At 29.0% G+C, this 19429-nt stretch carries 20 protein-coding genes; 13 read left to right on the top strand and 7 right to left on the bottom strand.

Annotated features, from left to right (window positions below; all coding sequences use genetic code 11):
* Positions 1-45: 45 nt before the first annotated feature.
* Both ACUXZJ_RS13375 and ACUXZJ_RS13370 read right to left on the bottom strand, forming a co-directional pair.
* Positions 46-876, bottom strand: a complete 831-nt coding sequence (locus tag ACUXZJ_RS13375; RefSeq protein WP_446195228.1) for an IS982 family transposase — start codon at positions 874-876, stop codon at positions 46-48.
* Positions 877-1272: 396 nt separating this feature from the next.
* Positions 1273-1953, bottom strand: coding sequence for a Crp/Fnr family transcriptional regulator (locus ACUXZJ_RS13370; RefSeq protein WP_060382485.1), 681 nt, complete (start codon positions 1951-1953; stop codon positions 1273-1275).
* 106 nt (positions 1954-2059) lie between these two features.
* On the opposite strand from ACUXZJ_RS13370, the gene ACUXZJ_RS13365 reads away from it, so the two are divergent.
* The 9 genes from ACUXZJ_RS13365 to ACUXZJ_RS13325 all read left to right on the top strand — a co-directional run bounded on the left by ACUXZJ_RS13365 (position 2060) and on the right by ACUXZJ_RS13325 (position 11323).
* Complete coding sequence (locus ACUXZJ_RS13365; RefSeq protein ID WP_060382484.1) at positions 2060-4441, top strand: heavy metal translocating P-type ATPase; 2382 nt, start codon at positions 2060-2062, stop codon at positions 4439-4441.
* A 123-nt stretch (positions 4442-4564) separates the two neighbouring features.
* A complete protein-coding gene (gene ccoS, locus ACUXZJ_RS13360; RefSeq protein ID WP_060382483.1) occupies positions 4565-4753 on the top strand; it encodes a cbb3-type cytochrome oxidase assembly protein CcoS in 189 nt (62 codons plus the stop codon).
* Positions 4754-4755: 2 nt separating this feature from the next.
* A complete protein-coding gene (ccoN, locus tag ACUXZJ_RS13355; RefSeq protein ID WP_060382482.1) occupies positions 4756-6942 on the top strand; it encodes a cytochrome-c oxidase, cbb3-type subunit I in 2187 nt (728 codons plus the stop codon).
* Positions 6943-6948: 6 nt separating this feature from the next.
* Entirely contained in the window at positions 6949-7143 is a 195-nt protein-coding gene (locus ACUXZJ_RS13350; protein ID WP_060382481.1) for a cytochrome C oxidase subunit IV, read from the top strand.
* A gap of 158 nt (positions 7144-7301) precedes the next feature.
* Positions 7302-8237 carry a cbb3-type cytochrome c oxidase N-terminal domain-containing protein gene (locus ACUXZJ_RS13345; RefSeq protein ID WP_063743816.1) on the top strand — a complete coding sequence of 312 codons (936 nt, stop codon included), beginning with the start codon at positions 7302-7304 and terminating at the stop codon, positions 8235-8237.
* A gap of 95 nt (positions 8238-8332) precedes the next feature.
* Positions 8333-9754: a cytochrome c oxidase accessory protein CcoG gene (gene ccoG / locus ACUXZJ_RS13340; protein WP_060382479.1), complete on the top strand. Its 1422-nt coding sequence runs from the start codon at positions 8333-8335 to the stop codon at positions 9752-9754.
* 102 nt (positions 9755-9856) lie between these two features.
* Positions 9857-10303: a FixH family protein gene (locus tag ACUXZJ_RS13335; protein ID WP_063743817.1), complete on the top strand. Its 447-nt coding sequence runs from the start codon at positions 9857-9859 to the stop codon at positions 10301-10303.
* A gap of 36 nt (positions 10304-10339) precedes the next feature.
* A complete protein-coding gene (locus ACUXZJ_RS13330; protein WP_060382477.1) occupies positions 10340-11041 on the top strand; it encodes a sulfite exporter TauE/SafE family protein in 702 nt (233 codons plus the stop codon).
* A gap of 51 nt (positions 11042-11092) precedes the next feature.
* Positions 11093-11323: a YdcH family protein gene (locus ACUXZJ_RS13325; RefSeq protein ID WP_060382476.1), complete on the top strand. Its 231-nt coding sequence runs from the start codon at positions 11093-11095 to the stop codon at positions 11321-11323.
* 195 nt (positions 11324-11518) lie between these two features.
* On the opposite strand, the gene ACUXZJ_RS13320 is transcribed toward ACUXZJ_RS13325, so the two are convergent.
* Both ACUXZJ_RS13320 and ACUXZJ_RS13315 read right to left on the bottom strand, forming a co-directional pair.
* The gene (locus ACUXZJ_RS13320) at positions 11519-12436 is read right to left on the bottom strand and encodes a glycosyltransferase family 2 protein (RefSeq protein WP_060382475.1); all 918 of its coding nucleotides are present in this window, start codon (positions 12434-12436) and stop codon (positions 11519-11521) included.
* A 4-nt stretch (positions 12437-12440) separates the two neighbouring features.
* Complete coding sequence (locus ACUXZJ_RS13315) at positions 12441-13271, bottom strand: glycosyltransferase family 2 protein (RefSeq protein WP_060382474.1); 831 nt, start codon at positions 13269-13271, stop codon at positions 12441-12443.
* 104 nt (positions 13272-13375) lie between these two features.
* Between ACUXZJ_RS13315 and ACUXZJ_RS13310 the strand changes: the two genes are divergently transcribed.
* Positions 13376-13777 carry a sugar 3,4-ketoisomerase gene (locus ACUXZJ_RS13310; protein ID WP_060382473.1) on the top strand — a complete coding sequence of 134 codons (402 nt, stop codon included), beginning with the start codon at positions 13376-13378 and terminating at the stop codon, positions 13775-13777.
* Here the strand turns inward: ACUXZJ_RS13310 and ACUXZJ_RS13305 are convergent.
* From ACUXZJ_RS13305 to rlmH, 3 genes are read right to left on the bottom strand one after another with little or no spacing between them, the layout of a single operon-like run.
* Positions 13764-14714 carry a glycosyltransferase family 2 protein gene (locus tag ACUXZJ_RS13305; protein WP_060382472.1) on the bottom strand — a complete coding sequence of 317 codons (951 nt, stop codon included), beginning with the start codon at positions 14712-14714 and terminating at the stop codon, positions 13764-13766. The two genes, ACUXZJ_RS13310 and ACUXZJ_RS13305, sit on opposite strands and share 14 nt — an antisense overlap.
* Positions 14684-15583: a glycosyltransferase family 2 protein gene (locus ACUXZJ_RS13300; RefSeq protein WP_060382471.1), complete on the bottom strand. Its 900-nt coding sequence runs from the start codon at positions 15581-15583 to the stop codon at positions 14684-14686. The genes ACUXZJ_RS13305 and ACUXZJ_RS13300 overlap by 31 nt, the downstream gene beginning before the upstream one ends.
* Positions 15583-16056, bottom strand: coding sequence for a 23S rRNA (pseudouridine(1915)-N(3))-methyltransferase RlmH (gene rlmH, locus ACUXZJ_RS13295; protein ID WP_060382470.1), 474 nt, complete (start codon positions 16054-16056; stop codon positions 15583-15585). The genes ACUXZJ_RS13300 and rlmH overlap by 1 nt, the downstream gene beginning before the upstream one ends.
* A gap of 94 nt (positions 16057-16150) precedes the next feature.
* On the opposite strand from rlmH, the gene ACUXZJ_RS13290 reads away from it, so the two are divergent.
* The 3 genes from ACUXZJ_RS13290 (at position 16151) to ACUXZJ_RS13280 (ending at position 19383) form a co-directional block, all read left to right on the top strand.
* On the top strand, positions 16151-17194 hold the full coding sequence (locus tag ACUXZJ_RS13290; protein ID WP_060382469.1) for a quinone-dependent dihydroorotate dehydrogenase: 1044 nt from the start codon (positions 16151-16153) through the stop codon (positions 17192-17194).
* An 18-nt stretch (positions 17195-17212) separates the two neighbouring features.
* Entirely contained in the window at positions 17213-18082 is an 870-nt protein-coding gene (locus ACUXZJ_RS13285; protein WP_060382468.1) for a hydroxymethylglutaryl-CoA lyase, read from the top strand.
* A gap of 104 nt (positions 18083-18186) precedes the next feature.
* A complete protein-coding gene (locus tag ACUXZJ_RS13280; RefSeq protein ID WP_060382467.1) occupies positions 18187-19383 on the top strand; it encodes a DUF4856 domain-containing protein in 1197 nt (398 codons plus the stop codon).
* The last annotated feature ends 46 nt before the right edge of the window (positions 19384-19429 follow it).

Below are 19429 nucleotides of genomic sequence, written 5' to 3'. Positions count from 1 at the left end.
TTTTAAAACAACTCGAACAAAGGGTTGAGTATATAATTCAAGTTGCTAGTTAATTGATTTATTTAATTGCAAGCCAAAGACAAATAATGTAAGTTTTATTAGAAAACCTTCTAAAGTTATTGCATGTATAGTTCTTGGAAACATTTTTTTAATATCGCTTATTGTTGTTTCTACCCTTTTTCTCATTTTTAGTTTTTCATTTTTTTGTTCTAAAGTATCCATTCTTTTAGCATTTGATTTACGCTGAATTTTTAATGAAATACATCTTCTCTCATATACAGCATCCTCTAAACTATAATCAGTATAAGCACTATCTCCATATATTGAAGCCTCTACTGGTAATTTGTCAATCATTTTTCCTAGTGCTTTTGCATCTGCTGTTTTTCCTGGTGTAAAATGAAAAGCTATTGGGATTCCATTTTTTGTGGTAAGTAATTGTACTTTAAGTCCATAAAAATAATTTCGCATACTTGCTGTGTAACCTCGCCATTTTTCTTCTTTGAGGATTTTGCAGTTCGAAATCCTCATATTATTGCAAACAGCAACTGGAAATGAATCTATGATATACTGTATCTCACAGCATAAATCTTTAAAATATGAACTTATTATTTCAAATAACTCATAAAGCAAACTTCCAATTTTATGTAATCTTCTATTAAATCTACTCTTGTCAAGCATCTTTGGTATAAATCCATATTGTTTCATAAACTTTATAGCTGAACTATGATTTCCATAAAAGCTTGTCGATGACACAATCGCAGTTAAAATAATTTCACTATCGCTAACCTGTCTTCTTATATCTTCTGGATGTTCAATTCCTTTTAAAATATCATCAATTAAACAAAAAATTGATATAATTTTGTCTTTGCAAAGCATTGGTGTTGTTTTTTTGGTTCACAAAACAAAATTACTTAACCTTTGCTTTGTTTTTTATAAATATCAACTAGCAATTTGAATTATATAATTGAAATCATCATTAGTTCGAGTGTGAAGCGCATCGAGAACCAACATTCATTTTTATTGCTTTTGTAGGATAGTGCCTAAATCAACATGCAGTTTGTCTCTTCTATGTAAGGAATAGTCTTATAATCAGAACTATGTGATTTCTCCCTTTGGTCGAAATTAACAAGATTGCGAACTTTTTGGACACTCTCAAGGTTAAAAAAAATATTATGAGGAAGTTTAAATGGTATAAGAATTTTATTTTATTCTATATAAGGATAGTTCTTATATTTTAGATAAAAAAAGTAAAATAAATAATAATTTTAAAGTTTACTCTGCCATTTTTCGTAATTGATTTTTATTTTTAATGGCTATTTTTTTTCCTGATATACTGATTAATTCTTGTTTGTTTAATTCGGAAAGTAATCTGATACAGCTTTCGGTGGCAGTACCTATCATACCAGCTAATTCTTCGCGAGAGAGCTGGATACGAAGTGAACCATCTTCATTGCTACCAAAGGTTTCTTCTAAATAGAGGAGTGTTTCGGCTAAACGTTCTTTTACGCTTTTTTGAGCCATTGAGACCATGTGATCATCAGCCTCTTTTAAATCGCTACATATTGTTTTCATGACATTCATAGAAAACTGATTGTTTTGATTAAAAAATTTTAATATTTCACTTTTGGGAACAAAACAAACTTCCATATCTTCTAAGGCAACAGCACTTAAATTAGCCGGTTCTTCACTAATCATAGATCGCTGTCCTAAAAGTTCACCAGCTTTTACTAGTTTTACAATTTGGTCTTTGCCATTTGTACTTAGTTTGGTCATTTTACAAACTCCATCTTTTATACAAAAGATTCCATTAGTCATCTCGCCTTCTTCAAATATAGGTTCGCCTTTTTTAATGGTATACGAAGTTTTACATTCGGCCATTCGTAATAATTCGTCCTTTGTTAGAGCCTTCAAAGAACTGAATTGTCTAACGATACATTGTTCACATTTGCTCATATCACAAAATTCAGCGTTCAAAGATATTTAAAGTATGATAAATATCATAGTAAAATTATGAATAAGGAAAGAATTTTGTTAAAGGTTTTAAAGAGCAAATAAATTTATGGATAAAATGAGTTGTTTCCATTGCGGAAATGATATTGTAGAAAGAGAAAAAATTGATTTTGAAGATAGATCTTTTTGCTGTGTGGGCTGTAAAACAGTATATGAGATTTTTAGTCAAAATGATTTGATTTGTTATTATGATTTCGAAAAATCTCCTGGAGCTACCCCACAAGATGTAAAAGGGAAATACAATTTTTTGAATGATGATAAAATAGTTTCCAAATTATTAGATTTTGAAGAAGAAAGGACTCATATTATTTCTTTGTATATACCTCATATACATTGTAGTTCTTGTATTTGGATTTTAGAAAATCTTCAAAAATTAATGAGAGGGATTGTTAGTTCGCAAGTTAATTTTCATCAAAAGAAAGTTAGAATTACTTATAGTCCAGAAATCATTAATTTAAAAGAAATTGTTGAAATACTCAGTAAGATTGGTTACGAACCTTATATTAGTTTAGAAAATTACGAAAATAAAAAACAAGAAGTAGATAGGACTTTAATTTATAAAATTGGTATTGCCTTTTTTTCCTTTGGCAATATCATGTTACTCTCTTTTCCAGAATATTTTGAGGTAGGAGAGTTTTGGATTGAGCAATATAAAGGATTTTTTAGATGGTTGATTTTTGCTTTATCATTACCTCCTTTTTTTTATTCAGCTTCGAGTTATTATATGTCTGCTTGGAAAAGCATTCGATCAAAAATGTTAAATATAGATATTCCTATTGCTTTAGGAATTATAGTAATGTTTGTACGGAGTACAATTGACATAGTTTTTGATTATGGGCAAGGTTTTTTTGATAGTATGTGTGGGTTGATTTTCTTTATGTTATTAGGAAGGTTATTTCAACAAAAAACATATAACTTTTTGTCTTTCGAGCGCGATTACAAATCGTATTTTCCAATTGCAATTACTAAAATTAATACGAATGGAAATGAAGAACCTATTCAAGTATACGATATAACTAAAGGAGACCGATTACTGATTCGTAATCAAGAATTAATACCTGTGGATGGTATTCTGATTTCGTCAGAAGCTTCTATTGATTATAGTTTTGTTACGGGAGAAGCAATACCAATGAAGAAAAAATCAGGAGATAAGGTATATGCAGGAGGAAAACAAATAGGAAAAATTATAGAAATAGAAGTTTTGCATTCAGTTTCACAAAGTTATTTAACACAATTGTGGAGTAATGATGTTTTTCAAAAACGAGTAGAACAAAAATACAAAACAATTACAGATACTATTAGTAAGTATTTTACACCTGCTTTATTATTGTTGGCCTTTGTGTCTTTTGCCTTTTGGATATTCCAAGAACTTTCTACAGCATTTAATGTTTTTACGGCAATTTTAATAGTGGCTTGTCCTTGTGCATTAGCATTAACCGCTCCTTTTACATTAGGAAATGTCCTTCGTATAATGGGATACAGAAAATTTTATTTGAAAAATGCTACGGTTATAGAACAATTAGCAAAAGTAGATACAATTGTTTTTGATAAAACAGGAACCATTACAACGAATAAAAAGACATCTATAACTTATGAAGGTAGTGAATTTAATGATGATGAATTAAAACTTTTAAAAAACGTACTCCGTACTTCTAATCATCCTCTAAGCAGAAGGTTATATGATTTTATTCCAACTCAAGAAAAAATAGAAATTACTTATTTTGAAGAAATAATAGGTAAAGGAATTTTTGCTGAGTTGAATGGACGCTCGGTTAAGTTAGGCTCTTCACAATTTTTAGAACACATGAGTGAAAATACTCATAAGAAAACCAAAGTCCACGTTGCAATTGACGGAGTATATAAAGGAAATTATGTGTTTAACAATCAGTATAGGGAAGGATTAGAACAATTATTTGAAAATTTATCAAAGAGATACAAATTAGTCGTTTTATCAGGTGATAATGATGGCGAAAGGAAAATTTTAGAAAAAATGCTACCTTCTTCTACATGTTTAGTATTCAATCAAAAACCAGAAGAAAAATTGCAATATATAGAAAAACTTCAAAAAAGAGGGGATAATGTGATGATGGTAGGGGATGGATTAAACGATGCTGGAGCATTGGCTCAAAGTAATATAGGAATTGCTATTTCAGAAAATGTAAATGTGTTTTCTCCTGCTTGTGATGGGATTTTAGATGCTACTCAATTTTCAAAGATTGATTTTTTTATGAAATATTCGAAAAATGCGATGAAAACTATTTATATGAGTTTTGTATTATCACTCCTATATAATGTTGTGGGGTTAAGTTATGCTGTAACAGGTAATTTGTTACCTATCGTAGCAGCTATCATAATGCCGTTGAGTACTATTACTATTGTAAGTTTTGTAACATTAATGAGTAATTTTTATGCGTCTAAAAAAGGATTGTAAAATTCAGATTTTAAGGGTTTTATGATAAGATAGAGTGTAAATTTTAAACAAAATAAAGAGTATGATAAAAATCATATTTTATCCCATATAGTCAAGGTAACTTTGAGGTATAAAAATAAAGGTATGAGTATTATTTATTTACTAATCTGTATCAGTATCGTATTAGCTGTTACTTTTCTCTATATATTCATTAGAGCGGTGAAAAGTGGTCAGTTTGATGATGATTATACTCCTTCGGTTCGTATGTTATTCGAAGATGAGCTCAAAAAAAGTAAACCCAAAACAAATATAAATTCAGAAAAACAAATTTAATTATGGAAATGCAACAATTTTATTATGACAACAAAATTGTAAACAAGTTCATATACGCAACCATAGTTTTTGGGGTAGTAGGTATGTTAGTAGGGCTATTGTTAGCAACAATGTATTTATTCCCTAATATTACAGATGGTATCTCGTGGTTGAGCTACGGACGTTTACGCCCTTTACATACAAATGCAATAATTTTTGCTTTTGTAGGTAATGCAATGTTTGCAGGTTATTACTATTCTATTCAGCGATTATTAAAAACCAGAATGTATAGTGATTTTTTAACGAACTTAAACTTCTGGGGATGGCAGTTAATTATTGTTGCTGCAGCCATTTCTTTACCTTTAGGCTATACAACCTCTAAAGAATACGCAGAATTAGAATGGCCAATAGACATTGCTATAGCTCTAATTTGGGTGGTATTTGGTGTAAATATGATCATGACTATTTTGCGCCGTAGAGAAAGACATCTTTATGTTGCCATTTGGTTTTATATAGCTACTTTCGTAACAGTAGCAGTGTTGCATATTTTTAATAGTTTAGAATTGCCTGTTAATGGTCTAAAATCATATTCTGTTTACGCAGGGGTTCAAGATGCTTTAGTACAATGGTGGTATGGACACAATGCAGTGGCATTTTTCTTGACTACACCATTTTTAGGACTTATGTATTATTTTATGCCCAAAGCGGCTAACAGACCTGTGTATTCTTATAGATTATCAATTATTCACTTTTGGTCTTTAATTTTCTTATATATTTGGGCTGGACCTCATCATTTATTATATACAGCTTTGCCTGATTGGGCGCAAAACTTAGGGGTAGTGTTTTCTGTAATGCTAATTGCGCCCTCTTGGGGAGGTATGATTAATGGTCTTTTAACCTTAAGAGGAGTTTGGGATAAAGTACGTACTGATGTAGTGTTAAAATTCTTTGTAGTGGCACTTACAGGTTATGGTATGGCAACTTTTGAAGGACCTATGTTATCGCTAAAAAATGTAAATGCTATCGCGCATTTTACAGATTGGATTGTAGCGCACGTACACGTTGGCGCTTTAGCTTGGAATGGTTTCATGACGTTTGGTATTATTTATTGGTTATTACCTAGATTAACTAAAACGCAATTATATTCTCAAAAATTAGCTAATTTTCATTTTTGGATAGGAACCTTAGGAATCATTATGTATACTTTGCCAATGTATGTGGCTGGTTTTACACAAGCCTCTATGTGGAAACAATTTAACCCTGATGGATCGTTAGTGTATGGTAATTTCTTAGAAACAGTTACTCAAATTATGCCTATGTATGCTATTCGTGCTATAGGAGGAAGTATGTACTTAATAGGGATGTTTGTGATGGTTTATAATGCGTATAAAACAGTTGCTAACGGACAATCAGTTGAAGATGAATTAGCAGAAGCTCCAGCATTAGCCACTATTGCACCATACCGTTTAAAAAATGAAAAATTTCATGCTTGGTTAGAAAGAAAACCCGTTCAATTAACTGTTCTAGCTACAATTGCAATTCTAATAGGAGGTATTATACAAATTATTCCAACTATTGTTGTAAAATCCAATATTCCAACTATTTCAAGTGTAAAACCTTATACACCATTAGAGTTAGAAGGACGTGACTTGTATATCCGTGAAGGTTGTGTGGGATGTCACTCTCAGATGATTCGTCCTTTCCGATCAGAAGTTGCACGTTATGGAGAATATTCTAAATCAGGTGAATATGTATATGATCATCCATTCTTATGGGGATCTAAACGTACAGGTCCCGATTTATTTAGAGTAGGAGGAAAATATAATGACAACTGGCACTTTAATCACATGTGGGATCCTCAAAGTACATCAGCTGGTTCCATAATGCCAGCCTATAAATGGTTGTTTGATAATAAACCAGCTGATTATTCTCAAATAGAGAAAAAAATGGAGGTAATGAAAACGTTAGGTGTTCCTTATACTGAAGAAGATATTAAGAATGCTAGACTATCTATTGAAGAACAATCTTCTAAAATAGAATCCAATCTAAAAAATGATCCTGATTTTGTAAAAAGTTATACAGAAAGTGAGAAAAACGCGAAGATGCGTAGAGAGGAATTTATTCCTATGAAAAATCGTGAAATTGTAGCTTTAATAGCTTATTTACAGCGCTTAGGAACGGATATTAAGGTTAAAAATACTCAAAACTAAGAAACTATGTTAAAGTTTGTCAAACACACTATGGAAAATATCGTTGGTATTGAGATATATCCTATCATTTCATTGTTGATCTTTTTCTTCTTTTTTATAGGATTGTATTTTTGGGTTTTTACCTATAAAAAAGATAAGATTAATCAGTTAAGTAATCTGCCTTTTGCAGAAGGTACTACAGATGAATTTTTAAACTTATAAAACATAAGAAATTGTCTTTTCATTAAAAGATAATGTATATGTACTAAAAAATAAAATTTAGGCATTATGAGATCACTATTAATAATAAGCTTGTATAAATAATTGTGTGACTTAACGAATGGTATCATATTTTGCGCTGAAAAATAAATTTTAAACACATGAAAAAAATATTTCCCATATATGTAAGAATTCCAGTTTTTTTTGGAATCTTTTTTATTACCATGGAGTTCTTTATAGACTCGGGTGACCGCCCAGCTTTTATTAAGTATCCTATATTAAACGTTATTCTGCTAATATTTTTGTTAATATTAATAGCAGTAGAATTAGTTCTTAATGCAACCGATAAGGTTTTAGATACTTTACTGACAGATGAACAACGTAAAGCAAAAGAATTAGAAGAAAGTTTACCTTTTACTGAAACTCAGTTCTTTAAAGGAATTTTACAAAAATTAACTCGTTCTCGTAAAGTTGAAGAAGAAAATGAGTTAATTATGAATCATAATTATGATGGAATTCAAGAATTAGATAATGTTTTACCTCCTTGGTGGGTATACCTGTTCTACGGAACCATAGCATTTGCGTTCATTTATTTAGTGCGTTTCCACATGTTAGGGCATGATGATCAAACTGCTGAATTTGAAAAAGAAATGGCTATAGCAAAAGTTCAAGTAGAAGAATACAAAAAAACAGCACCAGATTTAATGGATAAAGAAACAGTTACTTTATTGACAGATTCAGAAAGTATCAATGCAGGTAAAGCAATCTTTCAAACGAACTGTATTGCTTGCCATAAAGCAGATGCTGGAGGAGCAATTGGGCCAAACTTGACAGACCAATATTGGGTTTTAGGAGGAGGAATCAAAAACGTATTCAATACCATTATGGAAGGTGGACGCGCAGGAAAAGGGATGATTGCTTGGAAAGATCAAATAAAACCTTCTGAAATTCAAAAAATTGCTAGCTATGTATTGAGTTTACAAGGTACTAACCCTGCTGGAGCCAAAGCTCCTGAAGGTGATCTATGGGAAGAAGGAGGAGTAACAAAAGCTGCTGAAACAACCTCAGTAAACGTTGACTCAACCAAAGCTAAATGATTAAAGTGTTAGATATGAGAAATCTCATGATGAGGTGTTGTTTTGAGATTTCTCATTTCACTTTAATTTATTAAAAAGATATAAAAAAAGAAATTATGGCAGGCCATTCACCATCTGATAGTTTTAGAGATACTATTGCAACTATTGATAAAGAAGGAAAGCGCGCTTGGATTTTTCCTAAAAAACCTAGTGGTAAATTTTATAATAAAAGAAAAGTAGTCAGTTATTTATTATTGATTTTTCTTTTTTCAGCGCCTTTTATAAAAGTAAATGGAAGTCAATTCTTATTGTTTAATGTAATAGAAAGAAAATTTTCCATTTTTGGATTTCCGTTTTGGCCTCAAGATTTTCATTTAGTTGTAATTTCTATGATCATTGGCGTCGTTGGGTTAGCATTATTTACAGTTGCTTTTGGACGTATTTTTTGCGGTTGGATTTGTCCACAAACTATTTTTATGGAAATGGTTTTTAGACGAATAGAATATTGGATAGAAGGCGATAGAGGAGCTCAAATAAAGTTAACTAAGCAAGAATGGAATACCGAAAAAATTAAAAAAAGAGTAACAAAATGGATTCTCTTTTTTGTTGTTTCTTTCTTTATAGCTAATGTTTTTTTAGCTTATCTAATAGGAGGAGATCATGTGTTAGATATGGTACGTCAAGGACCACTACACAATACAGGTACTTTAATTGCTCTTTTAATTTTTACAGCAGTTTTTTATTTTGTATTTGCTTGGTTTAGAGAACAAGTTTGTATTATAGCCTGTCCTTATGGTCGTATGCAAGGGGTATTATTAGATAATAAAACTATTAATGTAGCTTATGATCATGTAAGAGGAGAGGGCGAAAAAGGAAGAGCGAAATTCAAAAAAGGAGAAGATAGATCTTTATTAGGCAAGGGAGACTGTATTGATTGTCATCAATGTGTAAATGTTTGTCCTACAGGAATTGATATTAGAAACGGAGTTCAGTTAGAATGTGTTAACTGTACAGCTTGTATAGATGAGTGTAATGCAATTATGAGAAGTGTAAATCTACCCGTTAATCTAATACGTTATGCAAGTGAAAATGAGATTGTTAAAAAAGAAAAGTTTGTTTTTACAACTCGAATGAAAGGATATGTAGCTGTTTTAAGTATTCTTGTGGGAATTTTTATTGGTATGTTGTTTTTAAGAAATGATATAGAAGCTACAGTATTACGTTTACCAGGACAGTTATTTCAACATAAAGGAGAAAATATTACAAACGTTTTTACTTATAAAATAGTTAATAAAACCATGGATGATTTTAAAAATGTAACTTTTAAACTAGTTAGTCCAAAAGGTAAAATAGAAATTGTAGGCAAACAAAGCATTCAGGTTAAAAAAGATAATTTAGCACAAGGTACTTTATTCGTAGAAATTCATCCAGCATTTTTAGAAGGTGATAAAACAAAAATAAAGATAGAAGTTTATAATAATAATAACTTGATAGAAACCACTACTAGTAATTTCTTAGGGCCAAGAAGATTTAATTAGGAACTAACAAGTAATTTTTAACAAAATAAGAAGATTTTAAAATATAAAATCATTTCTTATGGAAGATAATATTTAAAAGGTATGTAATGTAATAATAAAATTATGAGAGCAAATTGGGGTACAGGAATTGTGATAGCATTTGGGTTATTTATCACATTTATACTATATTTTGTATTTAAAGTACAAGGAACAAAAGAATATGATCACGAAATGGTTACAGAGGATTATTATAAAAAAGAAGTAGGATACCAAGATCAATTAAATAAAGAACAAAATGCAATTAATTTAAAAGAAAAAGTCCTTTTAGAAATTAAAAGTGAGGGACTTATAATAAAATTTCCAAAATCATTTGATTATAAAAATATAATAGGTAAGGTGTCCTTTTATAGACCGTCTAATCAGCAATTAGATTTCGATGTGCCCATATCGTTATCTTCTTCCAATTTGCTCATACCTAAAACCAAGCTGATTGGCGGTCGTTGGGACATTACTATTGACTGGAAATACAAAGGAATAAACTATTTGAATAAAGAGAAAGTAAATTTGTAAAGAAAGGTTTTTTATCCCTTTACTTTAAATTTAAAAATGATATATTCAGCATTCATATTAGGTTTAATTAGCAGTTTGCACTGTGTGGGTATGTGCGGACCTATTGCTATGATGTTGCCAGTTAATAGAACAAATCAAACAAAAAAAATAATACAAATTATCATCTATAACATAGGAAGAATCATATCCTATATCCTATTAGGATTGTTTTTTGGTTTGTTGGGTAGAGGGCTTTTTCTTGCTGGTTTTCAGCAAAAAATGTCAATTATTATTGGCATTTTAATGATAGTAATAGTTTTAGTTCCAGAAAAAGCCTTCGCCCAATACAACTTTTCTAAACCTATATACACAATATTAAGTAAAGTAAAGTCATTATTAGGTCAACAGTTTAGAAATAAAACCAATAAATCTATTTTTATGATAGGGTTACTTAATGGCTTTTTGCCTTGCGGATTAGTATATGTAGCACTTTTTGGAGCTATTGCTATGCAAAAAATTCCGTTAAGTATGGTTTATATGGCTTTATATGGAGTGGGAACTATTCCTATGATGACCATAGTAGTTTATACTTCTAATTTGTTAACAGTATCCGTACGAAATAAAATTCAAAAAATAATACCAATAACAGTCGTTGGAGTAGGAATATTATTTATACTAAGAGGATTAGGTTTAGATATACCTTTTTTCTCCCCTAGTACTATGAGTTTATTTATTCAAAATACACCACATTGTAAATAATGATAGAAAATAAAAAAATAGAATTTCATAATAATTTAAATATAAGCAAAAATGGAAAGACACAACCTACTGAATGAATTCCCTGAATTCACTGAAAAAATTCACGATTTAAAAACAACAGATAATCATTTCAGAAAAATATTTGATGAATATCATGAAATAGAACATGAAATTCATAGATATAATTCTGGAGCAGAGGTAACTACAGATGCACACATGCACGAGTTAAAAGCAAAACTGCTATTCTTGAAAGATGAAATTTTTTCAATGTTAAAAAATTAATTTGAAAAGGGAGACTGTTCAAAAAGAGGTTTAAACAGAATTATAAATAACATACCCAATATTATGTTATTTTTCTTCTCACTTAAATTAACAAAGATAAAATATTGCTTTTTGGATAGTCTCTTTTTATTTTCAATAAAGAGTATTACTTTGTTTTGCATTCTTTTACAAATATTGCTATTTAAAGATTTTATCTTATTCTTTCAGAGAAGATGTTTTGAAAAATGATTTTAAATGAATTTTTAATTTTAAGAAAATTAGTAGAATGCAAAGGTTATAATGACCATTTCTAAAATTTAAAACTATTTCATAATGAACTCTTTTAAGCATAGCTAAATACTCTTCTTTTTTAGTATTTTGTTTAAAAGCTTTAACTAAGATTTTATAAGTAGAGTTGTTTAAACGTTTTGTAAAATGATTCCGTTTTTTGAAAAAATATTGATACATAGAACTTTTCAATTCTCTTTTTTGAACTAGAATTTCATCAATGAATTCAAATTCAAAATTTTTAGAAGCTCTTATCCATATATCAAAATCTTCATAGGCTAATAATTCATCATAACCTCCTAATGACTTTAGTACTTCTGATTTTATCATGGATGAAACGGAGCACATTTTTTCTTTTCCAGCTAAAAGTGATATGTATATGTATCCAGAAGGAGGGAGTTTGATTACTTTTTTATTAGAACTGACTGAATAGTAATATTCTAAATGATTATCTTTTTCATCAATGATTTCTAAATTTCCATATACTAAAGCTAAATTTTTATAGGTTGTATTTAAGAAGGTATCGACTTGTTTTTTTATACAACCTGAAGTTAAAACATCATCTGCTGCTAAATCAATAATATATTTTCCTTTTGCTTGTTTGAGGAGTTTGTTAAATGTTTTTGTATTTCCTAAATTGTTTTTATTGACCATAAAAAAGACATGAGGATAGTTTTCTATCCATTTTTTAATTATGGCTACTGATTCATCTTGACTAGCATCATCAGCAATCAAGAGCTCAATGTTTTTATAGGATTGATTTATGACAGAATCTAAAGCTTTTGTAACAAAAGTAGCATGATTATAACATAAGCAGATAACTGTAACAAGAGGGGCGTTTTCCATTTATTCAAAGGGAATTTTGTTTTGATACTTCTAAATATTTTGTTTTACCTTTTAAGCCCATTAAAAAAGCCTTTTTTAAATTAGGATACTTTAGATGACCGTGTTTTAAGTCAAAAAATAGTTTTAAAAAAAGCCAGAAAATAAATTTATTATCAAACATTTGACTATATAAAGCTCCATAAGCAAAATATTTTTCGTTAAAATTAATTTTATCTGTAGTTGTAAGATTAGGGTGAGTTACGATGGTTTCAGGAATAAAATCAATTTTATATCCTTTTTTCTTTAAATTCCATAAAAAAGCAGCTTCTTCTCCGAGTCCGAATAAAGCATTTAATCCAAAAAAAGAATTATATGTTAGATCTGAAAAATTAATATTTTGTCGATTGATAGTTATTTCTATATTGGCTACATTTAGTATATCCATAGCGTTAATATTTTTTTTCTTTTGAGATGGATATTTTTTTAATAAAGTATTTTTATCTCTTTTAGCCTGAAAACAAATTAAATTTGTATTGGGTAAATCAGTATAATTTTTGAGAATAGTTTTATAAAAATATTTTTCAAAAATAACGTCGTCGTCAGATATAACAAGAATAGTTCCGAAAGCATTTTTTAATGCAATATTTCTACTTCTAGATGAACCAATGGTATACGTATTTATTACTCGTATGTTTTTATGACTACTATGGAGAATGTTTTCTGGAGTTGTTTGATTTACGACTAAGATACGAAAGTAAAAACTATTAAAATCAGGGAACATTTGATATAGAAAATTTAAAGAATTTCTATTCATTGTGGAAACTAATATTTCAATATCTTTTTCTTCTACTTTCATTTGAAACTTTTAAACAAACTTATAAATTATTATTATTTAAATCCAATATGAATTAAAGTTATATTTATAAATTAAATGTATTTTTGTTTTGTAAACAAAAAATAATGAATATTAGAATTATTTCTATCCCCAAGATAGAGGACACCCGTGGAAATCTTGGTATAATTGAAGGAAATACCTTACCTTTTCCGATCAAGCGGGTTTACTATTTATTTGATGTGCCTAGTAGTGCTTCAAGAGGAGGTCATGCTCATAAGGAACAATTAGAATTTTTGGTTTCTATTTCAGGTAGTTTTGATGTATTACTTGACGATGGAATTACTAAAGAAAGAATAACTTTAAATAAACCAGATAAAGGATTACTTATTCCCACAAAAATATGGAGAGAATTAGATAACTTTTCATCAGGAGCAGTATGTTTAGTAATTTCTTCTGATGAATTTGATGAAGATGATTACATTAGAGATTATACGGACTTTGTAAATTATATTTCTAATTATAAATAGTAAAATCAAAACCTTTACTTCTTAGATAACGTTTAGAAATTAATAAACTTAATAATATAATTCTGGGTAAGTGAAATAATATTCTGAATTTCCAACTAATGTTATTGGAAGAAATTTTATTGTAATAATCCTTAGCTTGTTTAAAATCCTTTGCCATTTTAAAATGCAAAGAATATTCCTTTCTATAAACATCTAAAAATTGTTTTAAAGAACTATCGTTTTCTTCAGCTTTATTAAATTGGTTTAAATTGCATAGTTTTTTTTGAGTTATAGGTGTTTTTGATAATTGATTATCAACAACAAAATTGTATTCTATTGTATAACAATTGGTAATGGCTACAGGGTAAGAAATAGCTATTTGTGTAAAAAGTTCAAGATCTTGACCACTGCTTACGTTATTATTAAAAGAAAAACCTGACTTAAATAAGGTTTTAGGTATTACTACTGCAGAAGGTAGCCCAACTCTATATACGAGGCTCGTTTTAAAATAGTCAACTAAAATACCTTTGTAATCATTTGGAATTTCATAAGAATAAGAAATTGGAATACTCTTTTTTTTTGAAATTTTCATAAAATATCTACTACAATACATACCACATTTAGGATATAATGAGTAAAGTTGTTGTATTTCTTCCAAATGATTTTTTTTCCAGAGGTCATCAGCATCTAAAAAAGCTATTAAAGAGCCTGTAGCATTTTTTATACCTAAATTTCTTGCACTAGAAACCCCCTTATTGTTTTGTTCAAAAATTTTTATTCTAGAATCGTTAATGTTTTTTACAATTTCTAAACTCTTATCTGTGCTTCCGTCATTGACAATAATTATTTCAAAATAAGTATAGGTTTGATTAATTACACTAATTAATGTATTATATATATAATTTTCTTTATTATAAAGTGGTATAATTACAGAAAACAGAAACGTATTTTTTTGCATAAATAGCCTAATTTATAGAGATCTAATAAAAATAAAGAAGGTCTTTTTGATACTAAATTTTGTTTTATCATAGATTCTGTAAAATCAAAAAAGAAGGCAAAAAGATATTCTAGTTTAAATTTCTTTACAATATAAAATATTTTTGTTAAGCGAATATCTTTTTTGTCAATAAACAAATTTTGAGTAAGGTAATACGCGTTGATACTTGCTTTTTTACATTTTGCTAAAAAAACTAAAGAACTTTCTTCGTTTAGATGAATTAAAGGATTGTTTATGTGATGAATAAAAACTTGCTTTTTTTTTAACATATTTATAAAAATCAAATCTTCATAGCCATATTCTGTTATTTGATTATGAAAATAAATGGTGTTAAAAATCTCTTTTTTTATAACTAAATTCCAACTAAAAGTAAAATCATAAGGATTTTTTATTCTATGTGATATGTTTTTAATTTCTCTTTTATTGCCATATTTCCATCGTAAAATTTTATCATTTCCCGATGGAGTTAAAGGATATTTAACACCTCCAAAAAGTACAGAAACAGTATCGTTTAGATTTTTTAAAATTGTCCTAATATATAAATTAGAGTCTGGAAAGGAATCAGCTTCAAGAATTAAAAAATATTTGTATTGCGCCAAAGAAGCAAGAACGTTTAAGTTTTTTCCTCTGCCTAATTTTTCTTTTGAAATATAAAAATAAGCATTTGGAAGTTGATTTATTCTTTGATTTTCTAAATTTAATTCTGAATTAGAAAAATCGTCTTGACAGAGTATTTCAAATACAATATTTTCTTTAACACATTGTTTATGAATTTCTAGTGTTAAAGGATAAATGTTATAATTGTAAGTAGGAATTAGTATAGAAAGCATTATTGATGATGATAAGGTTCATTTCGTAAAATAGTAAATCCTCTGTAAATTTGTTCTATAAAAAATAAACGTACCATCTGATGTGAAAATGTCATAGCGGAAAGAGAAATTTTTCCATTTGCTTTTTTATATACAGAATCACTAAAACCATAAGGCCCACCAATTACAAAAACCAAGGTTTTAATTCCAGAATTCATTTTTTTTTGAAGTTCTTCTGAAAAACCTATACTTGAAAATGATTTGCCATTTTCATCTAAAAGAACTAAATGATCCGTGGGGTTAAGCTTGGCTAAAATTAATTCACCTTCTTTTTCTTTTTGCTGTACCTCCGATAGATTTTTAGCATTTTTTATATCTATTATAATTTCTAGATCAAATTTCACATAAAAAGACAAACGCTTGATATAATCATCAATGAGTGTTTGTAAATTTTTATTGTCTGTTTTGCCAATAGCTATTAATCGGATGTTCATATAAATTTAAGAAATTATTACAAGCAAAAATACAAAGCAATTTTAAATTTTGCTGTTGAATTGTTATTTTTGCACAACAACACAACAAATTAATATGTATAAACAATTTATCCGTCCGTTACTTTTTAGATTTGATCCAGAAGAAGTACACCATCTTACTTTTAATACAATTCGTTTATTAAACAAAATGCCAGGTGTTTCTTTTTTTATTAAAGGTAAATTTCAAATAGAAGATAAACGTCTAGAAAGAGAAGTTTTTGGATTAAAATTTAAGAATCCAGTAGGACTTGCAGCAGGTTTTGATAAAGATGCTAAATTGTTTAATGAATTATCTGACTTTGGTTTTGGTTTTATCGAAATAGGGACATTAACACCTAAAGCACAAGAAGGAAATCCAAAAAAACGTTTATTTCGGTTGTTGGAAGATTCTGCCATTATCAATCGTATGGGATTTAATAATGGAGGAGTGCAAGATGCCGTTCATCGTTTAAAAAAAAATAAAGGGGTACTTATAGGAGGTAATATAGGTAAAAATAAAGCAACTTCTAATGAAAACGCAGTAGATGACTACAAAGTATGTTTTGAAGCATTATATGATTATGTTGATTATTTTGTAGTTAATGTAAGTTCTCCTAATACGCCTGGTTTACGAGAATTACAAGATAAAGAACCCTTAACCAATCTCTTACGATCACTTCAAGAGCTTAATTTTAAAAGATATGTAGGAGTTGAAGCCATGCAAGGAGAAATAAAACCTATTTTATTAAAAATAGCCCCTGATTTAACAAATGAACAGTTGTTAGATATTATAGATATAGTTAAAAATTCAAAGATTGCAGGAGTTATAGCTACAAATACCACTATTTCTAGAGAAGGATTACAATCTCCCAATAAAAATGAAATAGGAGGACTTTCAGGTAAACCTTTAAAAGACCGATCCACAGAAGTAATTCGCTTTTTATCAAAAAACAGTAATAAAGCATTTCCTATTATTGGGGTAGGAGGTATTCATTCAGCACAAGACGCTATAGATAAATTAAATGCAGGAGCCAGTTTAGTACAATTATATACAGGTTTTATATATGAAGGTCCCGCTTTAATTAAAGCTATCAATAAAAAAATTTTAGAACAAGCCTAACTTTAGATAAAGATTCTTATGAATGCTGAAAATATTAAGTTAATCGAATGCCCCCGTGATGCCATGCAAGGCATAAAAGATTTTATACCAACAGATAAAAAAGTACAATATATACAATCATTGTTACGTGTTGGTTTTGATACGATTGATTTTGGAAGTTTCGTTTCAGCAAAAGCCATTCCACAAATGCAAGATACCGCTGAAGTTTTAGCTAGGTTGGATTTGTCTAACACTCAGAGCAAATTACTTTCTATAGTGGCTAATACACAAGGTGCAAAAAATGCAGCACAATATAAGGAAATAAACTATTTAGGATTCCCTTTTTCTATTTCAGAAAATTTTCAAATGCGTAATACTCATAAGACTATAGCAGAGGCGTTAGTAACATTGCAAGAAATAATGAATATTGCAGAACAGTCTAATAAAGAACTAGTTACTTATATATCAATGGGGTTTGGAAATCCTTATGGTGATCCTTGGAATATAGAAATAGTAGGAGAATGGACTGAAAAATTAGCTTCTATGGGAATTAAAATTTTATCTCTATCAGATACGATAGGTTCTTCTACACCTGATGTTATTGAATATTTATTTTCAAATCTGATCCCTAAATATCCAAATGTTGAATTTGGAGCTCATTTACATACCACCCCCGATAAATGGTTTGAAAAAATAGATAGTGCTTACAAAGCAGGTTGCAAACGTTTTGACGGTGCTATAAAAGGACATGGAGGCTGTCCTATGGCTACAGATAAACTAACAGGAAATATGCCTACAGAAAAAATGCTATCTTATTTTACATCTAAAAAAGTAAATCATAATTTAAGTGCTATGAGTTTTGAAAGTGCTTATAATGAGGCATTGAAGATTTTTAATCATTATCATTAATAAAAGAGTATTTAAAAATAATCTAAATAATTTTTTTTATTTAGAATGAGTCTTTATATTTGTATCAACTTATTTTTAAATGATCTAAATAAAATATTTAAATAATGAACTTTAATAAAATTTTACTAGCCTCTTTACCTTTATTTTCTTTAGTTTTAGCTTCATGTTCTAAAGATGAACAGGTAATACAGGTTGACAAGTCTTATATTACACCTACTACCTATACTTTTAATCGTAATGGTGTTACAACAGTTGATTTCAGCGGTCAAAAATCTAGAATTTTAATGCTTCAAGAAATAGCAGATTATGTTAAAACTCAAGGAGCTGGTGGTCTTGCTGTTAACGAGGCTAAGTTGTTAGATATGTATACTAATACAAATTCTCCATTTACAAGCGGAGAGTTAAATACATCAGTTACTAAGCAATTAAAAGATAAAACGGCTGCATCATTAGATTATTTTTCATCTAATAGTGTAGAGCAGGGAGAAGAAAGAACATTTTTTGAAAATCAATTGAGAGCAGTAGGAAGTGCTGGTACAGGTGCTGCTACTGAAGGAGTTGCAGGTATTTTTGAAAAAAGATATTATTCAGCTAATGGTTTAGAACCTATTCAAGTAGTTTTAAAAGGATTAATGGGAGCTTGTTTTATAGACCAGATTTGCAATAATTATTTAAGTACAAAAAAACTAGATGCAGGTACAAATAGAGAAGATAATACAAATAAAAAATTAAAAGCAGGTGTAAATTACACAGAGATGGAGCATGCTTGGGATGAAGCTTATGGCTATGTTTATGGAGCTGGTCGTGATGCAGAAGGTAAAAATGCTAAATTTTGGGATAGCTATATTGATCAAGTAAATGCAGATAAAGATTTTAATACTCTAAAAGCAGATATTAATTTAGCGTTTAGACTAGGTAGAGCAGCCATTGTAAATAATGATTATGTTACTCGTGATGCTCAGATTGCTATAATTAAAGAAAAATTAGCAAAGGTAGCGGCTGTACGTGCGGTATATTATTTAATGGAAGGAAAGAAAAGTTTAGCTAATGGAGCAGGAAAAACTTTCCACGCATTATCTGAAGGATATGGTTTTATAAAATGTTTAAGATATACAAATAAATCAGGAACGAATAATCCGTATTTATCTAAAAATGAAATAGATACTATTTTAAAAACTTTAGTAGGAGGTAAAAACGGTTTTTGGGATGTTGATTATTCTAAGAATAATTTAGAAACTTTAGCAAAACAAATTGCAGATAAGTTTGGTTTTACAGTAGCGCAAGCAGAAACAGTTAACTAATAAATTATAATAAAGTGATAAACTAACCAAGTACTAATACGTATTA

The organism is Flavobacterium sp. TN-1 (assembly GCF_052828645.1).
The sequence above is the reverse complement of the archived record's forward strand: the minus strand, read 5'-3'. Positions and strand labels throughout refer to the sequence as shown.